Source organism: Pseudomonas sp. MIACH, from assembly GCF_001269925.1.
In the GTDB taxonomy this organism is placed as follows: domain Bacteria; phylum Pseudomonadota; class Gammaproteobacteria; order Pseudomonadales; family Pseudomonadaceae; genus Aquipseudomonas.
The window spans coordinates 23,280-39,759 of the sequence record NZ_LHVO01000058.1; the positions used below are offsets into that span (position 1 = coordinate 23,280).

Consider the following 16,480-nt stretch of genomic DNA (forward strand, 5'->3'; position numbering starts at 1 on the left):
CGCGCGCGGGACGCGGTAGGCATGCACCCCGCATCAGCGGCGGATGTTCAGCTCCTCGATGCTGATCTCACGCATGCGAAATTTCTGGATCTTGCCTGTCACCGTCATCGGAAATTCCTCCACGAACTTGAAGTACCGGGGCGTCTTGTAGTGTGCAATGCGGCCCTTGCACCAGGCCTGCAGTTCCAGTTCGCTGGCCACATGGCCGGGGTGGAACTTGATCCAGGCCACGATCTCCTCACCGTAGCGCTCATCCGGAATACCGATGACCTGCACATCGGCCACCGCCGGGTGGGTGAAGAAAAACTCTTCCACCTCGCGCGGGTAAACGTTCTCGCCACCGCGAATGATCATGTCCTTGTTGCGCCCGGCGATGCACACATAGCCGTGGGCATCCATAGTGGCCAGGTCGCCGGTGTGCATCCAGCCGGCGTCGTCGATAGCCTCGCGGGTGCCCTCGGGGTTGTTCCAGTAGCCGAGCATCACACTGTAGCCGCGAGTGCACAGTTCGCCGACCTGGCCACGGGGCAGCGTGTTACCGGCCTCATCGATGATCTTGCTTTCCAGTTGCGGCTGGGTGCGGCCGACGGTGGTCACGCGGCGTTCCAGGTCATCATCCGCGCCGGTCTGCAGGGACACGGGGCTGGTCTCGGTCATGCCGTAGGCAATCTGCACCTCGCCCATGTGCAATTCGCCGATGACCCGGCGCATCACCTCGATGGGGCACGTGGCGCCGGCCATGATGCCGGTGCGCAGGGTAGACAGCTCGAACTCGCCCCGGCGTGGGTGATCGAGCAGGGCGATAAACATGGTGGGCACGCCGTACAGGCCAGTGGCGCGCTCTTCGGCCACGGCGGTGAGGGTCAGCAGCGGGTCGAAGCCGTCATTCGGATAGATCATGGTGGTGCCGTGGGTGATGCAGCCCAGGTTGCCCATCACCATGCCGAAGCAGTGGTACAGCGGCACCGGGATCACCAGGCGGTCCTGCGCGGTCAGGCCCAGGCTTTCGCCAACCATGTAGCCGTTATTGAGGATGTTGTGGTGACTGAGGGTGGCCCCCTTGGGGAAGCCGGTGGTGCCGGAGGTGTACTGGATATTGACGGCTTGATCGAAGTGCAGGCTGGCCTGGCGGCTGTGCAGTTGCGCAGGCGGGATGTCTGCACCGAGGGCCGCCAGTTGCGACCAGGGCAGAAAACCCAGGGGCGGGCTGGGGTCGAGGCTGATCATGCCGCGCAGCTCAGGCTTCAATGCCTGCAACATCGCGTGGTAGTCGGAGGTCTTGAACGAACCGGCGCACACCAGCCACTCGCAGCCGGACTGCTTGAGCACGTAGTCCAGTTCACTGCTGCGGTATGCCGGGTTGATATTGACCAGGATCACGCCAATCTTGGCGCTGGCAATTTGGCTGATGCACCACTCGGCGCAATTGGGCGCCCAGATGCCCAGGCGATCGCCGGGTTGCATACCCAGGGCCATGAATGCGCGGGCGTGCAGGTCAACCGTCTCAGCCAGTTGCCGCCAGGTGTAGCGACGCTGCTGATGACGCACCACAAGGGCTTCGCCGTCAGGGTATTGCGCCACGGTGTGATCGAAGGCTTGGCCAATGGTCATGGCCAGCAAGCTCTTGTCCTGGGAGCCACGGCTGTAGCTCGGATGCGGTTGATCCATAACGACCCCTGTTGTCTTTTTTGTAGGTTGACGTAAACGTAAACTACGATTGACAGCACCGTAACGCAAGCTTACGTTAACGTAAAGGTGAGCGCCCTTCCCTGGCGCGCTATCCACACAACAACAAGCTCACATTGAAGGTGCCTGTCCATGAGTTACCCGTCCCTGAACTTCGCCCTCGGTGAAACCATCGACATGCTGCGCGACCAGGTGCAGTCCTTCGTGGCCAAGGAAATCGCGCCCCGTGCGGCACAGATCGATATCGACAACCTGTTCCCCGCCGACCTGTGGCGCAAGTTCGGGGACATGGGCCTGCTGGGCATCACCGTACCGGAGGAATACGGCGGCGCCGGCCTGGGATACCTGGCCCACGTGGTGAGCATGGAAGAAATCAGCCGTGGCTCGGCCTCGGTGGCGCTGTCCTACGGCGCCCACTCCAACCTGTGTGTGAACCAGATCAACCGCAACGGCAATCACGAGCAGAAGCTCAAATACCTGCCCAAACTGATCAGCGGCGAACACGTCGGCGCCCTGGCCATGAGCGAGCCGAACGCCGGTTCCGATGTGGTCTCGATGAAATTGCGCGCGGACAAACACGGCGATCACTACGTGCTTAACGGCAGCAAGACCTGGATCACCAACGGCCCCGACGCCAGCACCTATGTGATCTACGCCAAGACCGACCTGGAAAAGGGCCCCCACGGCATCACCGCGTTTATCGTCGAGCGCGACTGGAAAGGCTTCAGCCGCAGCAACAAGTTCGACAAGCTCGGCATGCGCGGCTCCAACACCTGCGAGCTGTTCTTCGATGACGTCGAAGTGCCGGAAGAAAACATCCTGGGCGTGCTCAACGGCGGCGTGAAAGTGCTGATGAGCGGCCTCGATTACGAGCGCGTGGTGCTGTCCGGCGGCCCCACGGGGATCATGCAGGCGTGCATGGACCTGATCGTGCCGTACATCCACGACCGTAAGCAGTTCGGCCAAAGCATCGGCGAATTCCAGCTGATCCAGGGCAAGGTCGCCGACATGTACACCCAACTCAACGCCAGCCGCGCCTACCTCTACGCGGTAGCCCAGGCCTGCGAGCGCGGCGAAACCACGCGCAAGGACGCGGCCGGGGTGATCCTCTACAGCGCCGAACGCGCCACGCAAATGGCCCTCGACGCGATCCAGATTCTCGGCGGCAATGGCTATATCAATGAGTTCCCCGCCGGACGCCTGCTGCGGGACGCCAAGCTGTATGAAATCGGCGCCGGTACCAGTGAGATTCGGCGGATGCTGATCGGTCGCGAACTCTTCAACGAAACCCGCTGAAGGAGCGCCCCATGGCCACCCTGCACACCCAGCTCAACCCACGTTCTGCGGAGTTCGCCAGCAACAGCGCGGCGATGCGCCAGCAGGTCGACGCCCTGCACACCCTGCTCGCCCATGTGCAGCAAGGCGGCGGCGCCAAGGCCCAGGAGCGCCACACCTCGCGCGGCAAACTGCTGCCACGCGAGCGTATCAATCGCCTGCTGGACCCGGGCTCGCCGTTTCTTGAACTCAGCCAACTGGCCGCCCATCAGGTGTACGGCGAAGACGTGCCGGCCGCCGGGGTGATTGCCGGGATTGGCCGCGTGGAAGGCGTCGAATGCATGATCGTCGCCAACGACGCCACGGTCAAAGGCGGCTCCTACTACCCGCTCACGGTAAAAAAACACCTGCGCGCCCAGACCATCGCCGAGCAGAACCGCCTGCCGTGCATCTACCTGGTGGACTCCGGCGGCGCCAACCTGCCGCGCCAGGATGAAGTGTTTCCCGACCGCGAACACTTCGGGCGGATCTTCTTCAACCAGGCCAACATGAGTGCCCAGGGCATCCCGCAGATCGCCGTGGTAATGGGCTCGTGCACCGCCGGTGGCGCCTACGTGCCGGCCATGGCCGATGAAGCGATCATGGTGCGCAACCAAGCGACGATCTTCCTGGCCGGCCCGCCGCTGGTAAAGGCGGCTACCGGTGAAGTGGTGAGCGCCGAAGACCTCGGCGGTGCCGATGTGCACTGCAAGATCTCCGGCGTGGCCGACCATTATGCCGACAGTGACGAACACGCCCTGGCCCTGGCCCGGCGCAGCGTGGCCAACCTCAATTGGCGCAAGCAGGGCCAATTGCTGCAACGCACGCCCGTGGCGCCGCTGTACAGCAGCGAAGAGCTCTACGGCGTGATCCCGGCCGATGCCAAGCAGCCGTTCGATGTGCGCGAAGTGATCGCACGGCTGGTGGATGGCTCGGTGTTCGATGAGTTCAAGGCGCTGTTCGGCACCACCCTGGTGTGCGGCTTCGCACATTTGCACGGTTACCCGATTGCGATTCTGGCGAACAACGGGATTCTGTTCGCCGAGGCCGCGCAGAAAGGCGCGCACTTTATCGAACTGGCCTGCCAACGCGGGATCCCCCTGCTGTTCCTGCAGAACATCACCGGGTTTATGGTCGGCCAGAAATACGAAGCCGGGGGCATTGCCAAGCACGGCGCCAAGCTGGTGACGGCGGTGGCGTGCGCCAAGGTGCCGAAATTCACGGTGATCATCGGCGGCAGCTTTGGCGCCGGCAACTACGGCATGTGTGGGCGCGCCTATGACCCGCGCTTTTTGTGGATGTGGCCCAACGCACGCATCGGCGTGATGGGTGCCGAACAGGCTGCAGGCGTGCTGGTGCAGGTCAAGCGTGAGCAGGCCGAACGTGCTGGCGTCGGGTTCAGCGCTGAAGAGGAAGCCGCGATCAAGCAGCCGATCCTCGACCAGTATGAAACCCAGGGTCACCCTTATTACTCCAGCGCACGTCTTTGGGACGACGGCGTCATCGACCCGTTGCAGACCCGCGACGTGCTGGCCCTGGCCTTGTCCGCCGCGCTGAATGCCCCCATCGAGCCGAGCCGCTTCGGCGTGTTCCGCATGTAAATGGAGCTGTCCCCCATGAGCGATTTCAACACCCTCGAACTGATCACCGACAGCCGTGGCTTTGCCACGCTGTGGCTCAGTCGTGAAGCCAAGAACAACGCGTTCAACGCCGAGATGATCCGCGAACTGATCATCGCCCTCGACCATGTGCAAGGTGATGCGTCCCTGCGTTTCCTGGTGCTTCGCGGGCGCGGCAAACACTTCAGCGCCGGTGCCGACCTGGCCTGGATGCAGCAGTCGGCCGAGCTGGATTACCACACCAACCTGGACGACGCCCGCGAACTGGCGGAGCTGATGTACAACCTGGCCAAGCTGAAAATCCCCACCCTCGCGGTGGTGCAAGGCGCGGCCTACGGTGGCGCGCTGGGCCTGATCAGTTGCTGCGACATGGCCATCGGCGCCGATGACGCGCAGTTCTGCCTGTCGGAAGTGCGCATTGGCCTGGCGCCAGCGGTGATCAGCCCGTTCGTGGTACAGGCCATCGGCGAACGTGCGGCGCGGCGCTATGCCCTGACCGCCGAGCGTTTTGGCGGCCAGCGTGCGCGGGATATCGGGCTGCTGGCGGAAAGTTACCCCGCCGTCGAGCTGGATACCCAAGTGGAACAGTGGATCACCAACCTGTTGCAAAACAGCCCGGCGGCGATGCGTGCCAGCAAGGACCTGCTGCGTGAAGTCGGCAACGGCGCCCTCACCCCGGCCCTGCGCCGCTATTGCGAGAATGCCATCGCACGGATTCGCGTCAGTGCCGAAGGCCAGGAAGGGTTAAGAGCCTTCCTGCAGAAGCGCTCGCCCGGGTGGCAGGCGCAGGAGCCACGCTCATGAGCACCTTGACCACCGTATTGGTGGCGAACCGGGGCGAGATTGCCTGCCGGGTGATGCGCACCGCCAAGGCCATGGGCCTGACCACCGTGGCCGTGCACAGTGCCATCGACCGCGATGCCCGGCACAGCCGCGAGGCGGATATTCGCGTTGATCTGGGCGGCAGCAAGGCCACTGAGAGCTACCTGCAAATCGACAAACTGATCGCCGCCGCCCAGGCCAGCGGTGCCCAGGCCATCCACCCAGGCTACGGCTTCCTGTCGGAAAACGCCGGGTTTGCCCGGGCGATCGAAGCGGCGGGCCTGATCTTTCTCGGCCCGCCCGCCTCGGCCATCGACGCCATGGGCAGCAAATCCGCCGCCAAGGCCCTGATGGAAACCGCCGGTGTGCCGCTGGTGCCGGGTTATCACGGCACCGACCAGGACCTGGACACCTTCCGCGATGCCTGCGAGCGCATCGGCTATCCGGTACTGCTCAAGGCCACGGCCGGTGGCGGCGGCAAGGGCATGAAGGTGGTGGAGGATGTCAGCCAACTTGCCGAAGCCCTGGCCTCGGCCCAGCGTGAGGCACTGTCGTCCTTCGGCAACGGGCAGATGCTGGTGGAGAAATACCTGCTCAAGCCACGCCACGTAGAGATCCAGGTGTTTGCCGATCAGCATGGGCATTGCCTGTACCTCAATGAGCGCGACTGCTCGATCCAGCGTCGGCACCAAAAGGTCGTCGAAGAGGCGCCGGCACCCGGGCTGAGTGTTGAACAGCGTAAGGCCATGGGCGAAGCCGCCGTGCGTGCGGCCCAGGCCATTGGCTATGTCGGCGCGGGCACGGTGGAGTTCTTGCTGGACGCACGCGGCGAGTTTTTCTTCATGGAGATGAACACGCGGCTGCAGGTGGAACACCCGGTCACCGAAGCGATTACCGGCCTCGACCTGGTGGCCTGGCAGATTCGCGTCGCCCAGGGCGAAGCGCTGCCGATCACCCAGGAGCAGGTGCCGCTGATCGGCCATGCGATTGAAGTGCGTTTGTACGCCGAAGACCCGACCAACGACTTCCTCCCCGCCACCGGACACCTGGCGCTGTACCGCGAATCCGCCCCCGGCCCGGGCCGCCGCGTAGACAGCGGTGTCGAGCAAGGAGACAGCGTGTCGCCGTTCTACGATCCGATGCTTGGCAAGTTGATTGCCTGGGGCGAAGACCGTGAACAGGCGCGCCTGCGGTTGCTGAGCATGCTCGATGAGTTTGCCGTGGGCGGGTTAAAGACCAACCTGGGGTTCCTGCGGCGCATCATCGGCCATCCTGCATTTGCAGCCGCTGAGCTGGATACCGGGTTTATTCCGCGCTATCAGGACGATCTGCTGCCAGTGCCCGGCGCGTTGAGCGATGACTTCTGGCAGGCCGCAGGTTCAGCCTTCATGCAGAGCTTGCCTGCGGCTGACGGGCCGTGGGCGGACACCCGTGGATTTCGTGCAGGACTGCCCGCCGAGGTCTCGCTGCACTTGAACTGCAATGGCCAGGACCGCTTGGTGACGCTGGCCGCAGACACCGCGATATTGCAGGGCGAACAGCTGTGGATCGAGCACCAAGGCGTACGTCGCTCCCATCTGGCAGTGTGCAACGAGCACACGGTTTTCCTGCGCTGGGACGGCGAAATGCAGGGCGTGAGCCTGTTCGATCCGATTGCGGCCGTCGAGGCCAACCAGTCTCACCAGGGCGGCCTTACGGCACCGATGAACGGCAGCATCGTACGGGTGCTGGTGGACGTCGGCCAAACGGTCGAAGCCGGCACGCAACTGGTGGTGCTCGAAGCGATGAAGATGGAGCACAGCATCCGCGCGCCCCAGGCCGGGGTAGTCAAGGCGCTGTTCTGCCAGGAAGGCGAAATGGTTGCCGAAGGTAGCGCGTTGGTGGAACTCGAAACGGCGGACTAGAACTTCGCCGTGGCCTGCACGACAACGCCGAGGATGCGGCAATCAGCGGTTAACAGCAGTTTCGGGTAGGTGGGGTTGAGCGGCACCAGGTAGAGCTGGCCGCTCTCTTCCATCAACTGGCGGAAGGTCGCCTGGGGGCTGTCGGCCCGCTGGGCTACTACCAGTTTGCCCGGTTCGGCAGCGATGGCCGGATCCACCAGGATCATCATCCCCGCGGCGATGCTCGGGCCGCTGAGCGCGGTCATGGCGTCACCTGTCACCGGCAGCCAGAAGGCGTCGCCCTGGGCGTGGTAATCCGTCAGTTCGAAGCGCGCGGTGCCATAGGATGGGCGCTCTTCGCGGATTTCGCAGAGGCCTTTCCACTCGCTGACCGGGTAGCGAAAATACGACGTGTACTGTCTTGCCGGGCCATCCGCCTCGGCGCCCTTCTCACGCAGCTCCTGCACCACTTCCAGGTCGCCCAGCCCCAGCTCTGCCAGCACCCGGTTCATATCCACCAGGCTCGGCACGCGACGCTTGTTGAGCCAATGGCCAATACCGCCCTGGGACATGCCCAAGCGTTCAGCCAACTCACCCTGGGTGACCTTGCGGTCTTTCATGTTGGCCTTCACCAACGCTATCCATTTATCCATGGGCGCTGACAATACGTCAGGCATTTTCCAGGGCAATAAACAGTTTGTAGTAATCCATAAAACGACATAAATACGATACGTACTATCATCGGGCATAAGGTTTTCGACACCCACCCAGAGTACCGCCCCTTATGACGACGAGCCCATATCCCCTGTCTGAAACACCCGAAAACGATGACGTTCAAGGCCTGCGCAGCAGCGGTGCTGCCCAGCGTGCCTTGGACTTTTACTTGAAAGAAAATATGTCAGCACCCGTCCAGGATGACAGCTTCTTCGCCATCAAGCCCGGCATCAGCCAGGAGGAGGCCCTGGTGCACGCCTCGGACCTGTTGCGCAGTGCCGCCGCCACAGCCTACGAATCAGCCAGCAGCCATCAGGGCAATCAGCGCGACCTGGCGTTTTCGGTGGTGTATTTGATTGATATGGCGAAGGCGATGGTGGAACGGTCGTTGCAGGCACCGGAGGTTCGAGCGAACGGATGACAAGCGCGAAAGAAAAATATTTCTATCCCACGGATAAAAACATTTGACTTGCAAATGATAATGATTATTATTGGGCTCAGCTGATCGCGAGATCAGTCGATAGACCAAGGGACCTTAGGTCGGACTCTTGGAATATCTCCTCATCAGGCTAATCACGGTTTTTGACCCGGCTCTTTGGCCGGGTCTTTTTTTTGCCAGTTTCCCTGGCATGGCTTCAGGCTAATGAAGACTGTGTGTTGCTTGATGGCGCGCATGGTAGCAAAAGACCATCGCCTAAAGAAAGCCAGTAGAGCGCTCTAGCGCACTTCTCTGCGAAATAGCGCTTGAGAATCAATCTCATAGATTCTAAGCTGCGGCGGCGTCATGGACGACGCCCCCCCTCCCCCGCAACAATTTTGCATCCAGGCTTTACCAGACTCCTGTGTAATATAGCCGCCACAACACTCATATTCAGGCAACCAGACTATGACCGTGGCCTTGACCTCCATCAAGATCAGTACCGACTTCGACAGTGGCAATATCCAAGTGCTCGACGCCAGCGATGCCTATCAGTTGTTGCTGGCCATCCAACCCGACACCCGCAGCCACCATTACCAATGGTTCCACTTCAAGGCCGAAGGCATGCACGTGGGCCACACCCACAACTTTCGCCTGAGCAACGCCGGTGGCTCTTCGTATAAGCACGCCTGGAGCGGGTACAACGCGGTCGCGTCCTATGATCACGTCAACTGGTTCCGAGTCCCGACGCGCTTCGATGGCGAGATCCTGCACATCAGCCTCGAAACCAGCGAGAAACACGCTTGGATAGCCTACTTCGAACCCTACAGCCGCGAACGCCATGACTGGCTGATCGAGCAGGCGCTGAAGTACGCCAGCACCAAACTGCTGGCCACGGGTAAAAGTGTCGAAGGCCGCGATATCCAACTGCTGCGACGTGGCAAAGGCGGCGAAGGCCGGCGCAAGGTCTGGATCATCGCCCAGCAGCACCCCGGCGAGCATATGGCCGAATGGTTTATGGAGGGCATCATCGAGCGTCTGCAACAGGATGGCGATGCCGAGATGAAACAACTGCTGGCGGTTGCCGACCTGTACCTGGTGCCGAACATGAACCCCGACGGCGCCTTCCACGGTCACCTGCGCACCAACGCCATGGGCCAGGACCTCAATCGCGCCTGGCAAAGCGCCAGCCTGGAGATCAGCCCGGAAGTGCTGTTCGTGCAACAGCAAATGGAACAATACGGTGTCGACCTGTTCCTCGATATCCACGGCGACGAAGAAATCCCCTACGTGTTCACCGCCGCGTGCGAGGGCAACCCCGGCTACACCCCGCGTATTGAAGCGCTGGAAAAACGCTTCCGCAGCCATTTGAGCGCGCTGACCCGTGACTTCCAAACCACCCACGGCTACACCCGTGACTTGCCGGGTGAAGCCAACATGACCCTGGCCTGCAATGCCGTCGGGGAAAAATACGACTGCCTGTCCCTGACGCTCGAAATGCCGTTCAAGGACAACGACGACGCCCCCAACCCGAAAACCGGTTGGTCAGGCGAACGTTCCAAACAACTGGCCAAGGACGTCTTGAGCACCGTCGCCGATATCGTTACGGTCCTGCGCTGACGTCCTCACGCCCCGGCATCAGTCCTTGGTGCCGGTCATGCTCTGCAACACGCCGTCGCGCCGAATCAACCCATGGAACAGCGCCGCCGCCAGGTGCAACAGCACCGTCAGGAACAGCAGGTAGGCCAGATACCCATGGGCCTTGCGCAACAGCGCAAACAACGGTGCATCCGCCGCCACCAGCGCCGGCAACTGCACCGAACTGCTGAGCATTACCGGGTCGCCCGCCGCCGAGATCATTGCCCAGCCCAGCAACGGTAACACCAGCATCAACCCATACAAGACCAGATGGGACGCCTTGGCCGCCAGCACTTGCCACAATGGCAAGTCAGCCGGCAACGGCGGCTGGCGGGTGGAAAAGCGCACCGCCAGGCGCACGATCACCAGCACCAGGATCGCGATCCCCAGCGGCTTGTGCAGGTGGATCAACCATTCATGGCGCTCCGACACCGATGCCGCCAGGCCTGCGCCGATAAACAACATGGCGATGACCATCAGCGCCATCAACCAATGCAGCAGGCGCGCCAGGGGCGCGAAAAACCGGGGTTGGGCATTCATGGCTTCGACTCCGCTGGGGCTGTGTGCAAGGGACTGACTTCACCGGCACGGCGCAGGTACGAACTGGCATAGGCCGCCGAACGTGCCGCCAGCAAGGGGTCATTGGAGGCTTCGATGCCACTGGGCAAAATCAACGGATCGAAATTGATGTCGCGACAATCACCGTCGGCCTGGGGCTGGCTGCTTTGCAGCACCAGCGTGCCGGCGTTCAACACCTTGTGCTCACCGGTCCAGGGTTTGCTCGCGTCCTCCAACGGGTCGCCGGGGTTGGCCAGGGTCATGTTCAACTGCCAACGCAAAGGCCCGGAAGCCAGGCGTTGCACCAGGTCTTTCTCAAGAAAATCGCCCCCGGCCGGTGCGGTCTCCCCCGCTGCATCCTGACTCTGGGGCACTACGCCCCAGCGCACGGCCTGGCTCTTGCCATCGGCACTCACCAAGTAAAACGCGTTGATACCGTTATAGGTTTCGGTCGCGTAACTGGCCGATGGCTTGGCGGTCTTGACCCACGCCAGGAATGGCGCCGCCTCAGGGTGAGCAGCAAAAAACGCCGGCATATTCGCCGGGTTCGGCTTGCCGGTAGCCGGGTCCGGCGCACCGGCCTTGAGCATCTGGTAGAACGCCTCGGGCGTGCCCACCGGGAACACCGGCATGCTGTTCATACCGGTGCGCCACTGCTGGCCGTTGGCCTGGCTGAACTGCACGGCAAAGCTGCGGATCGGCACACTGCTGTCCGGCGCATAGGGGTTACCGCTGGGCAAGGCGAACCGGCCGATCAACGGGGTCCTGGCTTCGCTGAACAGCTGGGCGCTGGAGTAGACACGGGCCTCGGGGCTGCTTTCGAAGTAACCGGCCACGCACACGCCCTTGGCATGGTTACGCCGGAATCCAGGGTGTACGCCGTTGTTGGTTTCCAAGGCATTGACCAGGGTCTTCGGACGCAACCGCTGTGGGTCGAGGGTGCCGTTGACGTAGGCAAACGCCCCGGCAATAACCGCAACCACGGCACCAATCCCCGCCAATCGCGCGATCAGGCTCGCGGTGCTTAACGGGGGACGTGGCGGTGATGAGTGATCTACCATGAACAGACTCCAGGGCCGAAAGGCCTTAGGGGATAAACATAAGGTCGGAGCATTAAGACGAACGCCGACCTGCTCTATTCCCGAGCCCTGGATTTATTTTCCAGGGCCTGGAATAACCGCCAACGCCGGACGTCTCTCTAGTCCCAGCGTAGTGACTCATCCGATGCCCATGCATGAACTCGACGAACCGTTACGTGAACTCATCCCCAGGCTGCGGCGTTTCGCTGTGTCCCTGACGCGTAACTCCAGCAGTGCCGATGACCTGGTGCAGGCGACCCTGGAACGGGCGATCACCCGCTGGGCCGACAAACGCATCGAAGGCGATCTGCGCGCGTGGCTGTTCTCGATCCTCTACCGGCAGTTCCTCGATGCCCACCGCCGCAGCCGGCGCTACGCACGCCTGCTGGAGTTTTTCAGCGGCCGCGACGATGCACAGCCGTCGGTGGAGCGCACCGTGATCGCCCAGGCGACCCTGCAAGCCTTCGATCAACTCAATACCGAACAACGCGCCCTGCTGTTGTGGGTGTCGGTGGAAGGCTTGAGCTACAAGGAAGTTGCCGAAATACTCGACGTGCCGATCGGCACGGTGATGTCGCGCCTGTCCCGTGCGCGCCAAGCGTTGCGTCAACTCAGTGATGGCGACATTGCCAGCCCTTCCCTGCGGATACTCAAATGATCAGCCTGCCTCCCAGCGAACGCGATTTGCATGCCTACGTCGATCACCAACTCCTGGACAGTGATCGCCGTGTGCTCGAAACCTATCTGGCCGCCCACCCCGAAGTTGCGGCCCAGATCCAGGCCTGGCAACAGGATGCGCAATTGCTGCGCGCCGCATTGAGCGGCGCCCTGCAACAGCCGCCCAACCCGGCGCTGGACCCGGCGCTGATTCGCCAGCGCCTCAAGCAGCAATCGCGGCGCCACTTTGCCAGCGCCGCTGTGCTGCTGATTGCCGTCAGCCTCGGCGGCCTCGGCGGCTGGCATGCCCGTGAAGCCACACAGTCCGCCCTGTTACCGATGGCCGATGCGATGCAAGCGTTCCGCCTGTTTGCCCAGGAGGGCATCATGCCCGCCGACTACAAGGGTCAGGACAGCGGCACCATGCAGGCGTGGCTCGACCGTTACTTCAATCAAGCCCATCGCCTGCCGGACTTGAGCCAAGCGGGCTTCACACCCGTCAGCGGGCGACTGCTCACCACCGAGCAAGGCGCCGCCGCGATGGTGCTCTACCAGGACGCGCAAGGTCGGCGCATCAGCTTCTATATCCGCCCACCTGGCCCGAACAACGGTTTCCTGCCGCGTGGCGAGCGCACGGCGGATGGGCTGCAAGCGCAATACTGGTCCGGCGACGGCTACAACTATGCGGTGGTCAGCCCCACCGATCAGGCGCCGCCTCTGCAGCCGTTCTAGAACCCCACGTCCAGCACCACATTATCGATATAGGTGCCGGCGGGTGGCGTGGCCTGATCGGTGTAGACCTTGGCGTTGTAATTGAACACCTGGCTGCCGATACCCAGCCCGTTGCCAGGGTTCACCTCGGCCGTGGAACTGGCCCGGCGCGCCGCACCGACGCTGCCCCAGCGTGTGGTACCGGCGCTTTTGAAAATGTCGTAGGCCAAGTAGTTACCGCCCGAGACCATGCGCCGCCGCCCGCCCACACTGAGCGGATTCTGGCCATCGCTCAGGCCCACGGTGTAGGCACTGCCCTTGGTGCAGGCGATATTGATAGTTTGCCCGGTCACGGCGGTAAAGCCGCTGATCACCGGGGCGCTGCCAAAGCTGATATTGGGGGCGGTGATCTGGCAGTCGTTGGTCACGGTCATGCTGACCGTCAGGGACGCCGTGCCACTGCCGGTGTCGCGTCCCAGGCAGATGCCACCAATGCCGATCCCCGAGCAATAGTTCCAGTTCCAGGCGACGTTCAACGTCTCGGTATACAGCCCCGCCGCCACATTGCTGCCGGTGATACTGCTCATATACAGCGGCAAGGTTTTCGCCCCTGGGCCAGCAATCAGCCCCAGCACTTGGGCAATTCCCCCGGCGCCGCCAAAATCGAATTGCGTCCCTCGGGTTATCGGATAACTGCTGCTGTTGTTGCCGTAGAGGGTGTAGCCGATGACATCCCCCGTAGGCCCGACCATGCCGCTCTGTGTCGAGGTGATCGTGGCGTAAAAATGATCCGTCGACGCCAATAGCGAAATCAGCGCCGAGGTGCAGCTCAACCCGGCATTGAGCGTGGAACTGGTTTGCGCAGCCGTACGCACCGTCATCGAACTGATCGAGCCGAAACTGGCCGGGGCGGTCGTGACCACCGAGCACGCCGCCATGGCCTGGCCCGACAACAGCAGTCCAGGCAGCAGCCAGCCCTTGCCCCTCATTGGCACACCAACGGCCCAATCAACGGCACGCCCTGTTGCTGCTCGTCGATATCGAATGTCGCCTGGCAGGTACGCCCTTGCCCCAGCGTTACCTGCAAAGTGTTATGGGCCGACAGGTTCTCCAGGTACACCAAGCCATCCCAGCCCACCACCGCCTGCTGGCCGCTTTGCTCATGCGCCACCAGGCTGCCCAGTGGCAGTTCCTGGTGCTGGCTGTCGACCAGCGTGACACTTGCCGCCAGTACCCGGCGCAGCGGGAACTCCAACAGATAGCCCGCACCACGACGCACCGATACCCGTTGTTCGACATTGGGACTCTGCACATTGAGCGGCAGGTTCAGCGGATCGATCTCATACTTGCCGCGGTAGTACGCACTGCTCCATGGCACCAGCAAATGACCGTTGCGATCGGTCTCGCCTACCAACTGGTTTTCGTAGCGCACCGGAATCCCGGCAAAACCCTGGGTGCTGACCACCACGAAGGCATCGTTGATGCGGTTGGCGGCAAAGGTGTCACCGCCCATCCACACCACAGACCCACTGGCATCCGCCCAGCGCGTCTCGGCGTCGCGGCTGCCGTACACACCGGCCTGCAACTGCACCGACTGCAGGCGCCAGGTCAGGTCAGCCTGCCGATAGGTGGGCGCATCACCTTGGGCATACCCCAGGTTGTAGCCGAACCCACCCTGGCTGGGCACTGCGCTGCTGTAGTTGAGCCGCTGGCGACTGGCGCCGTCCTTGCCACGCTCGGTGCTCAGCGCCAGGCTGCCGTTGAGGTCGAACGGAATCACCAGCTGTGCCTGCATGGCCCAATTGCGGTCACCGATCTCGCGGTTGGCCGACAGGTAGAAGCTGGTGTTGCGCCACAGCGGCTTGCTCCAACTCAGGTTGAGCAGCCGCGTACGCGAGTCATCCGCAGCCTGCACGTCGAAATAGCCCAGGCCCAGGCTGCCGAAACGTTCCAGGTTGAGGCTCAGGGTTACCTGTTCGCTGCGCTTGCTGAGGCTGGCGTAGGGCGTGTCGACCAGGGTCAGGTCGGCGTAGTGTTCGCGCCGTTCGACGCGCTGGTAGGACAGGCTGTAGCGCGTGCTGTTGTACTGATAGCCGAGGCTCAGTTGCTGGCCACCGCGACCTTCGAACTGGCTCTGGCTGACGGCGGTGTTAAGCACGCCGAAATTGCCCAGGCGCAGGTTGCCGCCCAGGCCGCCGAGGGTCAGGCTGCTGGCGGCTTCGGCGTGGCTCTCCAGGGTCAGGTTATCGGAATAGCCATAACGCAACGTGGCGCTCGTCACCCCTGGCCCGTAGGCGAAATCCCGCAAGGTGTAGTCGCGGCGCAACGTCCCGGCCGCCAGCGAGAAATCCGTCAGGCCTTTTTGCAGCAACGTGCTGGTGACGTAGAACGGCACCGTGGTCGATACCTGGCGGCCCAGCGCATCGGTGGTGACCACCACCGCTTCGCCGGCGCCGTTGATAAACGGGATATTGGTCAGGGTGTAGGGCCCCGGTTGCAGCAGCGCGCTTTCGGACTTGTAGCCGTTGATAAACAAATCCACCGACGACGGCACCGCCGCCTCGCCGGCAAATTGCGGCAAGGGGTAAGTCACCAGGTCCGGACGCACCGCAAAATCCCGCGACAGCTGCACCCCGCCCAGGCGCACCGAACTGCTCCAGGGCAACGCGCTACTGATCACGTCGCCGGCCTCATAGGTCAGCAGCCGCTCATCATCAGAGAAACGCCAGGTGGTGTCGTAGCGCCGATAGCCGTGGTTGGACGTGCTGTCGCTGATACCGCCGGCCAGGGTCTGGCGGTATTGGCCGGTGTTGGACAAGGTGCCCCAATTGTCGAACAGCCGCACTTCGTTCCATGCGGCGAGGTAGCTGCCGCCTTCGTCGGTGTCGTTGAAGTACAGGTCATAGTTGAGCAAGGCGCCGAAGCTGCTCATCGCCTGGGTGCGCGGATAGGTGCTGCGGTTGCCGATGAACTGTGCCTGCAACCATGACGGCGGCACGTCGATCAGCAGGCGCTGGCCATGGCTGTCGTAGTCACTGTGCAGGCCGGGCACCTGGTCCAGGGCCACGCTGCCATTGAGTTCACCGGGCAGCTTCATGCCCACGTCCTGCAGCGCGCTCGCCGCCACATACAACTGCCCGGCGCGCTGATCGACCGCAATGACGCGGCCGGTGTCCATCTGGTTGACCACCAGCTCCAGAAACAGCTGTGCATCGGCGACAGCCTCCATACTGCTCGGCGGCGGGGGCAGGTCGCCAGCCACCGCTGCGCCCCACAACCCGCTTACCGCCATCGACAGCCATATACAACGAGCCTGACCACGACTCACCATGGCGTTGTGTCCTTCAATGGACATCTCCATCCGCTTAAAACCCGGAGCTT

14 protein-coding genes are annotated in these 16,480 nt (G+C 62.7%); 8 read left to right on the top strand and 6 right to left on the bottom strand.

Features of this window, described 5'->3' with window-relative positions; translation table 11 throughout:
• Nucleotides 1-33 precede the first annotated feature (33 nt).
• Entirely contained in the window at nt 34-1,668 is a 1,635-nt protein-coding gene (locus AD670_RS24455) for an AMP-binding protein (protein ID WP_053138381.1), read from the bottom strand.
• 150 nt (nt 1,669-1,818) lie between these two features.
• On the opposite strand from AD670_RS24455, the gene AD670_RS24460 reads away from it, so the two are divergent.
• Genes AD670_RS24460 through AD670_RS24475 form a run of 4 tightly spaced genes read left to right on the top strand, consistent with a single transcriptional unit; the run spans nt 1,819 to nt 7,345 of the window.
• Entirely contained in the window at nt 1,819-2,982 is a 1,164-nt protein-coding gene (locus tag AD670_RS24460) for an isovaleryl-CoA dehydrogenase (protein WP_053138383.1), read from the top strand.
• An 11-nt stretch (nt 2,983-2,993) separates the two neighbouring features.
• Entirely contained in the window at nt 2,994-4,601 is a 1,608-nt protein-coding gene (locus tag AD670_RS24465; RefSeq protein ID WP_053138385.1) for a carboxyl transferase domain-containing protein, read from the top strand.
• Nucleotides 4,602-4,616: 15 nt separating this feature from the next.
• Nucleotides 4,617-5,423: a gamma-carboxygeranoyl-CoA hydratase gene (locus tag AD670_RS24470; RefSeq protein ID WP_053138387.1), complete on the top strand. Its 807-nt coding sequence runs from the start codon at nt 4,617-4,619 to the stop codon at nt 5,421-5,423.
• Nucleotides 5,420-7,345, top strand: a complete 1,926-nt coding sequence (locus AD670_RS24475) for an acetyl/propionyl/methylcrotonyl-CoA carboxylase subunit alpha (RefSeq protein WP_053138389.1) — start codon at nt 5,420-5,422, stop codon at nt 7,343-7,345. The genes AD670_RS24470 and AD670_RS24475 overlap by 4 nt, the downstream gene beginning before the upstream one ends.
• On the opposite strand, the gene AD670_RS24480 is transcribed toward AD670_RS24475, so the two are convergent.
• Nucleotides 7,342-7,977 (bottom strand): LexA family transcriptional regulator, encoded by a 636-nt coding sequence (locus AD670_RS24480; RefSeq protein ID WP_053138391.1) that lies wholly within the window; start codon nt 7,975-7,977, stop codon nt 7,342-7,344. The two genes, AD670_RS24475 and AD670_RS24480, sit on opposite strands and share 4 nt — an antisense overlap.
• A gap of 131 nt (nt 7,978-8,108) precedes the next feature.
• Here AD670_RS24480 and AD670_RS24485 point away from each other — a divergent pair, with 131 nt between their 5' ends.
• Nucleotides 8,109-8,459, top strand: a complete 351-nt coding sequence (locus tag AD670_RS24485; protein ID WP_053138393.1) for a DUF6124 family protein — start codon at nt 8,109-8,111, stop codon at nt 8,457-8,459.
• A gap of 465 nt (nt 8,460-8,924) precedes the next feature.
• Entirely contained in the window at nt 8,925-10,076 is a 1,152-nt protein-coding gene (locus AD670_RS24490; protein ID WP_053138395.1) for a M14-type cytosolic carboxypeptidase, read from the top strand.
• Between the two features lie 18 nt (nt 10,077-10,094).
• Here AD670_RS24490 and AD670_RS24495 read toward each other — a convergent pair whose 3' ends face one another.
• Together AD670_RS24495 and AD670_RS24500 are read right to left on the bottom strand one after the other, a co-directional pair.
• Nucleotides 10,095-10,634: a cytochrome b gene (locus AD670_RS24495; protein ID WP_053138397.1), complete on the bottom strand. Its 540-nt coding sequence runs from the start codon at nt 10,632-10,634 to the stop codon at nt 10,095-10,097.
• Nucleotides 10,631-11,713 (bottom strand): catalase family peroxidase, encoded by a 1,083-nt coding sequence (locus AD670_RS24500; RefSeq protein ID WP_053138400.1) that lies wholly within the window; start codon nt 11,711-11,713, stop codon nt 10,631-10,633. The genes AD670_RS24495 and AD670_RS24500 overlap by 4 nt, the downstream gene beginning before the upstream one ends.
• Nucleotides 11,714-11,882: 169 nt before the next feature.
• On the opposite strand from AD670_RS24500, the gene AD670_RS24505 reads away from it, so the two are divergent.
• Nucleotides 11,883-12,389 (top strand): RNA polymerase sigma factor, encoded by a 507-nt coding sequence (locus AD670_RS24505; protein ID WP_053138861.1) that lies wholly within the window; start codon nt 11,883-11,885, stop codon nt 12,387-12,389.
• Entirely contained in the window at nt 12,386-13,120 is a 735-nt protein-coding gene (locus tag AD670_RS24510) for an anti-sigma factor (RefSeq protein ID WP_053138402.1), read from the top strand. The genes AD670_RS24505 and AD670_RS24510 overlap by 4 nt, the downstream gene beginning before the upstream one ends.
• Here AD670_RS24510 and AD670_RS24515 read toward each other — a convergent pair.
• Nucleotides 13,117-14,088 (bottom strand): spore coat U domain-containing protein, encoded by a 972-nt coding sequence (locus AD670_RS24515; protein WP_172681523.1) that lies wholly within the window; start codon nt 14,086-14,088, stop codon nt 13,117-13,119. The genes AD670_RS24510 and AD670_RS24515 overlap by 4 nt on opposite strands.
• Nucleotides 14,085-16,430 (bottom strand): fimbria/pilus outer membrane usher protein, encoded by a 2,346-nt coding sequence (locus tag AD670_RS24520; RefSeq protein WP_053138405.1) that lies wholly within the window; start codon nt 16,428-16,430, stop codon nt 14,085-14,087. The genes AD670_RS24515 and AD670_RS24520 overlap by 4 nt, the downstream gene beginning before the upstream one ends.
• Nucleotides 16,431-16,480: the final 50 nt, after the last annotated feature.

Excerpts from the sequence above, each read along its gene's own strand:
- AD670_RS24455 (WP_053138381.1), bottom strand. The coding sequence starts at position 1,668 with ATGGATCAACCGCATCCGAGCTACAGCCGTGGCTCCCAGGACAAGAGC.
- AD670_RS24460 (WP_053138383.1), top strand. The coding sequence starts at position 1,819 with ATGAGTTACCCGTCCCTGAACTTCGCCCTCGGTGAAACCATCGACATG.
- AD670_RS24465 (WP_053138385.1), top strand. The coding sequence starts at position 2,994 with ATGGCCACCCTGCACACCCAGCTCAACCCACGTTCTGCGGAGTTCGCC.
- AD670_RS24470 (WP_053138387.1), top strand. The coding sequence starts at position 4,617 with ATGAGCGATTTCAACACCCTCGAACTGATCACCGACAGCCGTGGCTTT.
- AD670_RS24475 (WP_053138389.1), top strand. The coding sequence starts at position 5,420 with ATGAGCACCTTGACCACCGTATTGGTGGCGAACCGGGGCGAGATTGCC.
- AD670_RS24480 (WP_053138391.1), bottom strand. The coding sequence starts at position 7,977 with ATGGATAAATGGATAGCGTTGGTGAAGGCCAACATGAAAGACCGCAAG.
- AD670_RS24485 (WP_053138393.1), top strand. The coding sequence starts at position 8,109 with ATGACGACGAGCCCATATCCCCTGTCTGAAACACCCGAAAACGATGAC.
- AD670_RS24490 (WP_053138395.1), top strand. The coding sequence starts at position 8,925 with ATGACCGTGGCCTTGACCTCCATCAAGATCAGTACCGACTTCGACAGT.
- AD670_RS24495 (WP_053138397.1), bottom strand. The coding sequence starts at position 10,634 with ATGAATGCCCAACCCCGGTTTTTCGCGCCCCTGGCGCGCCTGCTGCAT.
- AD670_RS24500 (WP_053138400.1), bottom strand. The coding sequence starts at position 11,713 with ATGGTAGATCACTCATCACCGCCACGTCCCCCGTTAAGCACCGCGAGC.
- AD670_RS24505 (WP_053138861.1), top strand. The coding sequence starts at position 11,883 with ATGCATGAACTCGACGAACCGTTACGTGAACTCATCCCCAGGCTGCGG.
- AD670_RS24510 (WP_053138402.1), top strand. The coding sequence starts at position 12,386 with ATGATCAGCCTGCCTCCCAGCGAACGCGATTTGCATGCCTACGTCGAT.
- AD670_RS24515 (WP_172681523.1), bottom strand. The coding sequence starts at position 14,088 with ATGAGGGGCAAGGGCTGGCTGCTGCCTGGACTGCTGTTGTCGGGCCAG.
- AD670_RS24520 (WP_053138405.1), bottom strand. The coding sequence starts at position 16,430 with ATGGTGAGTCGTGGTCAGGCTCGTTGTATATGGCTGTCGATGGCGGTA.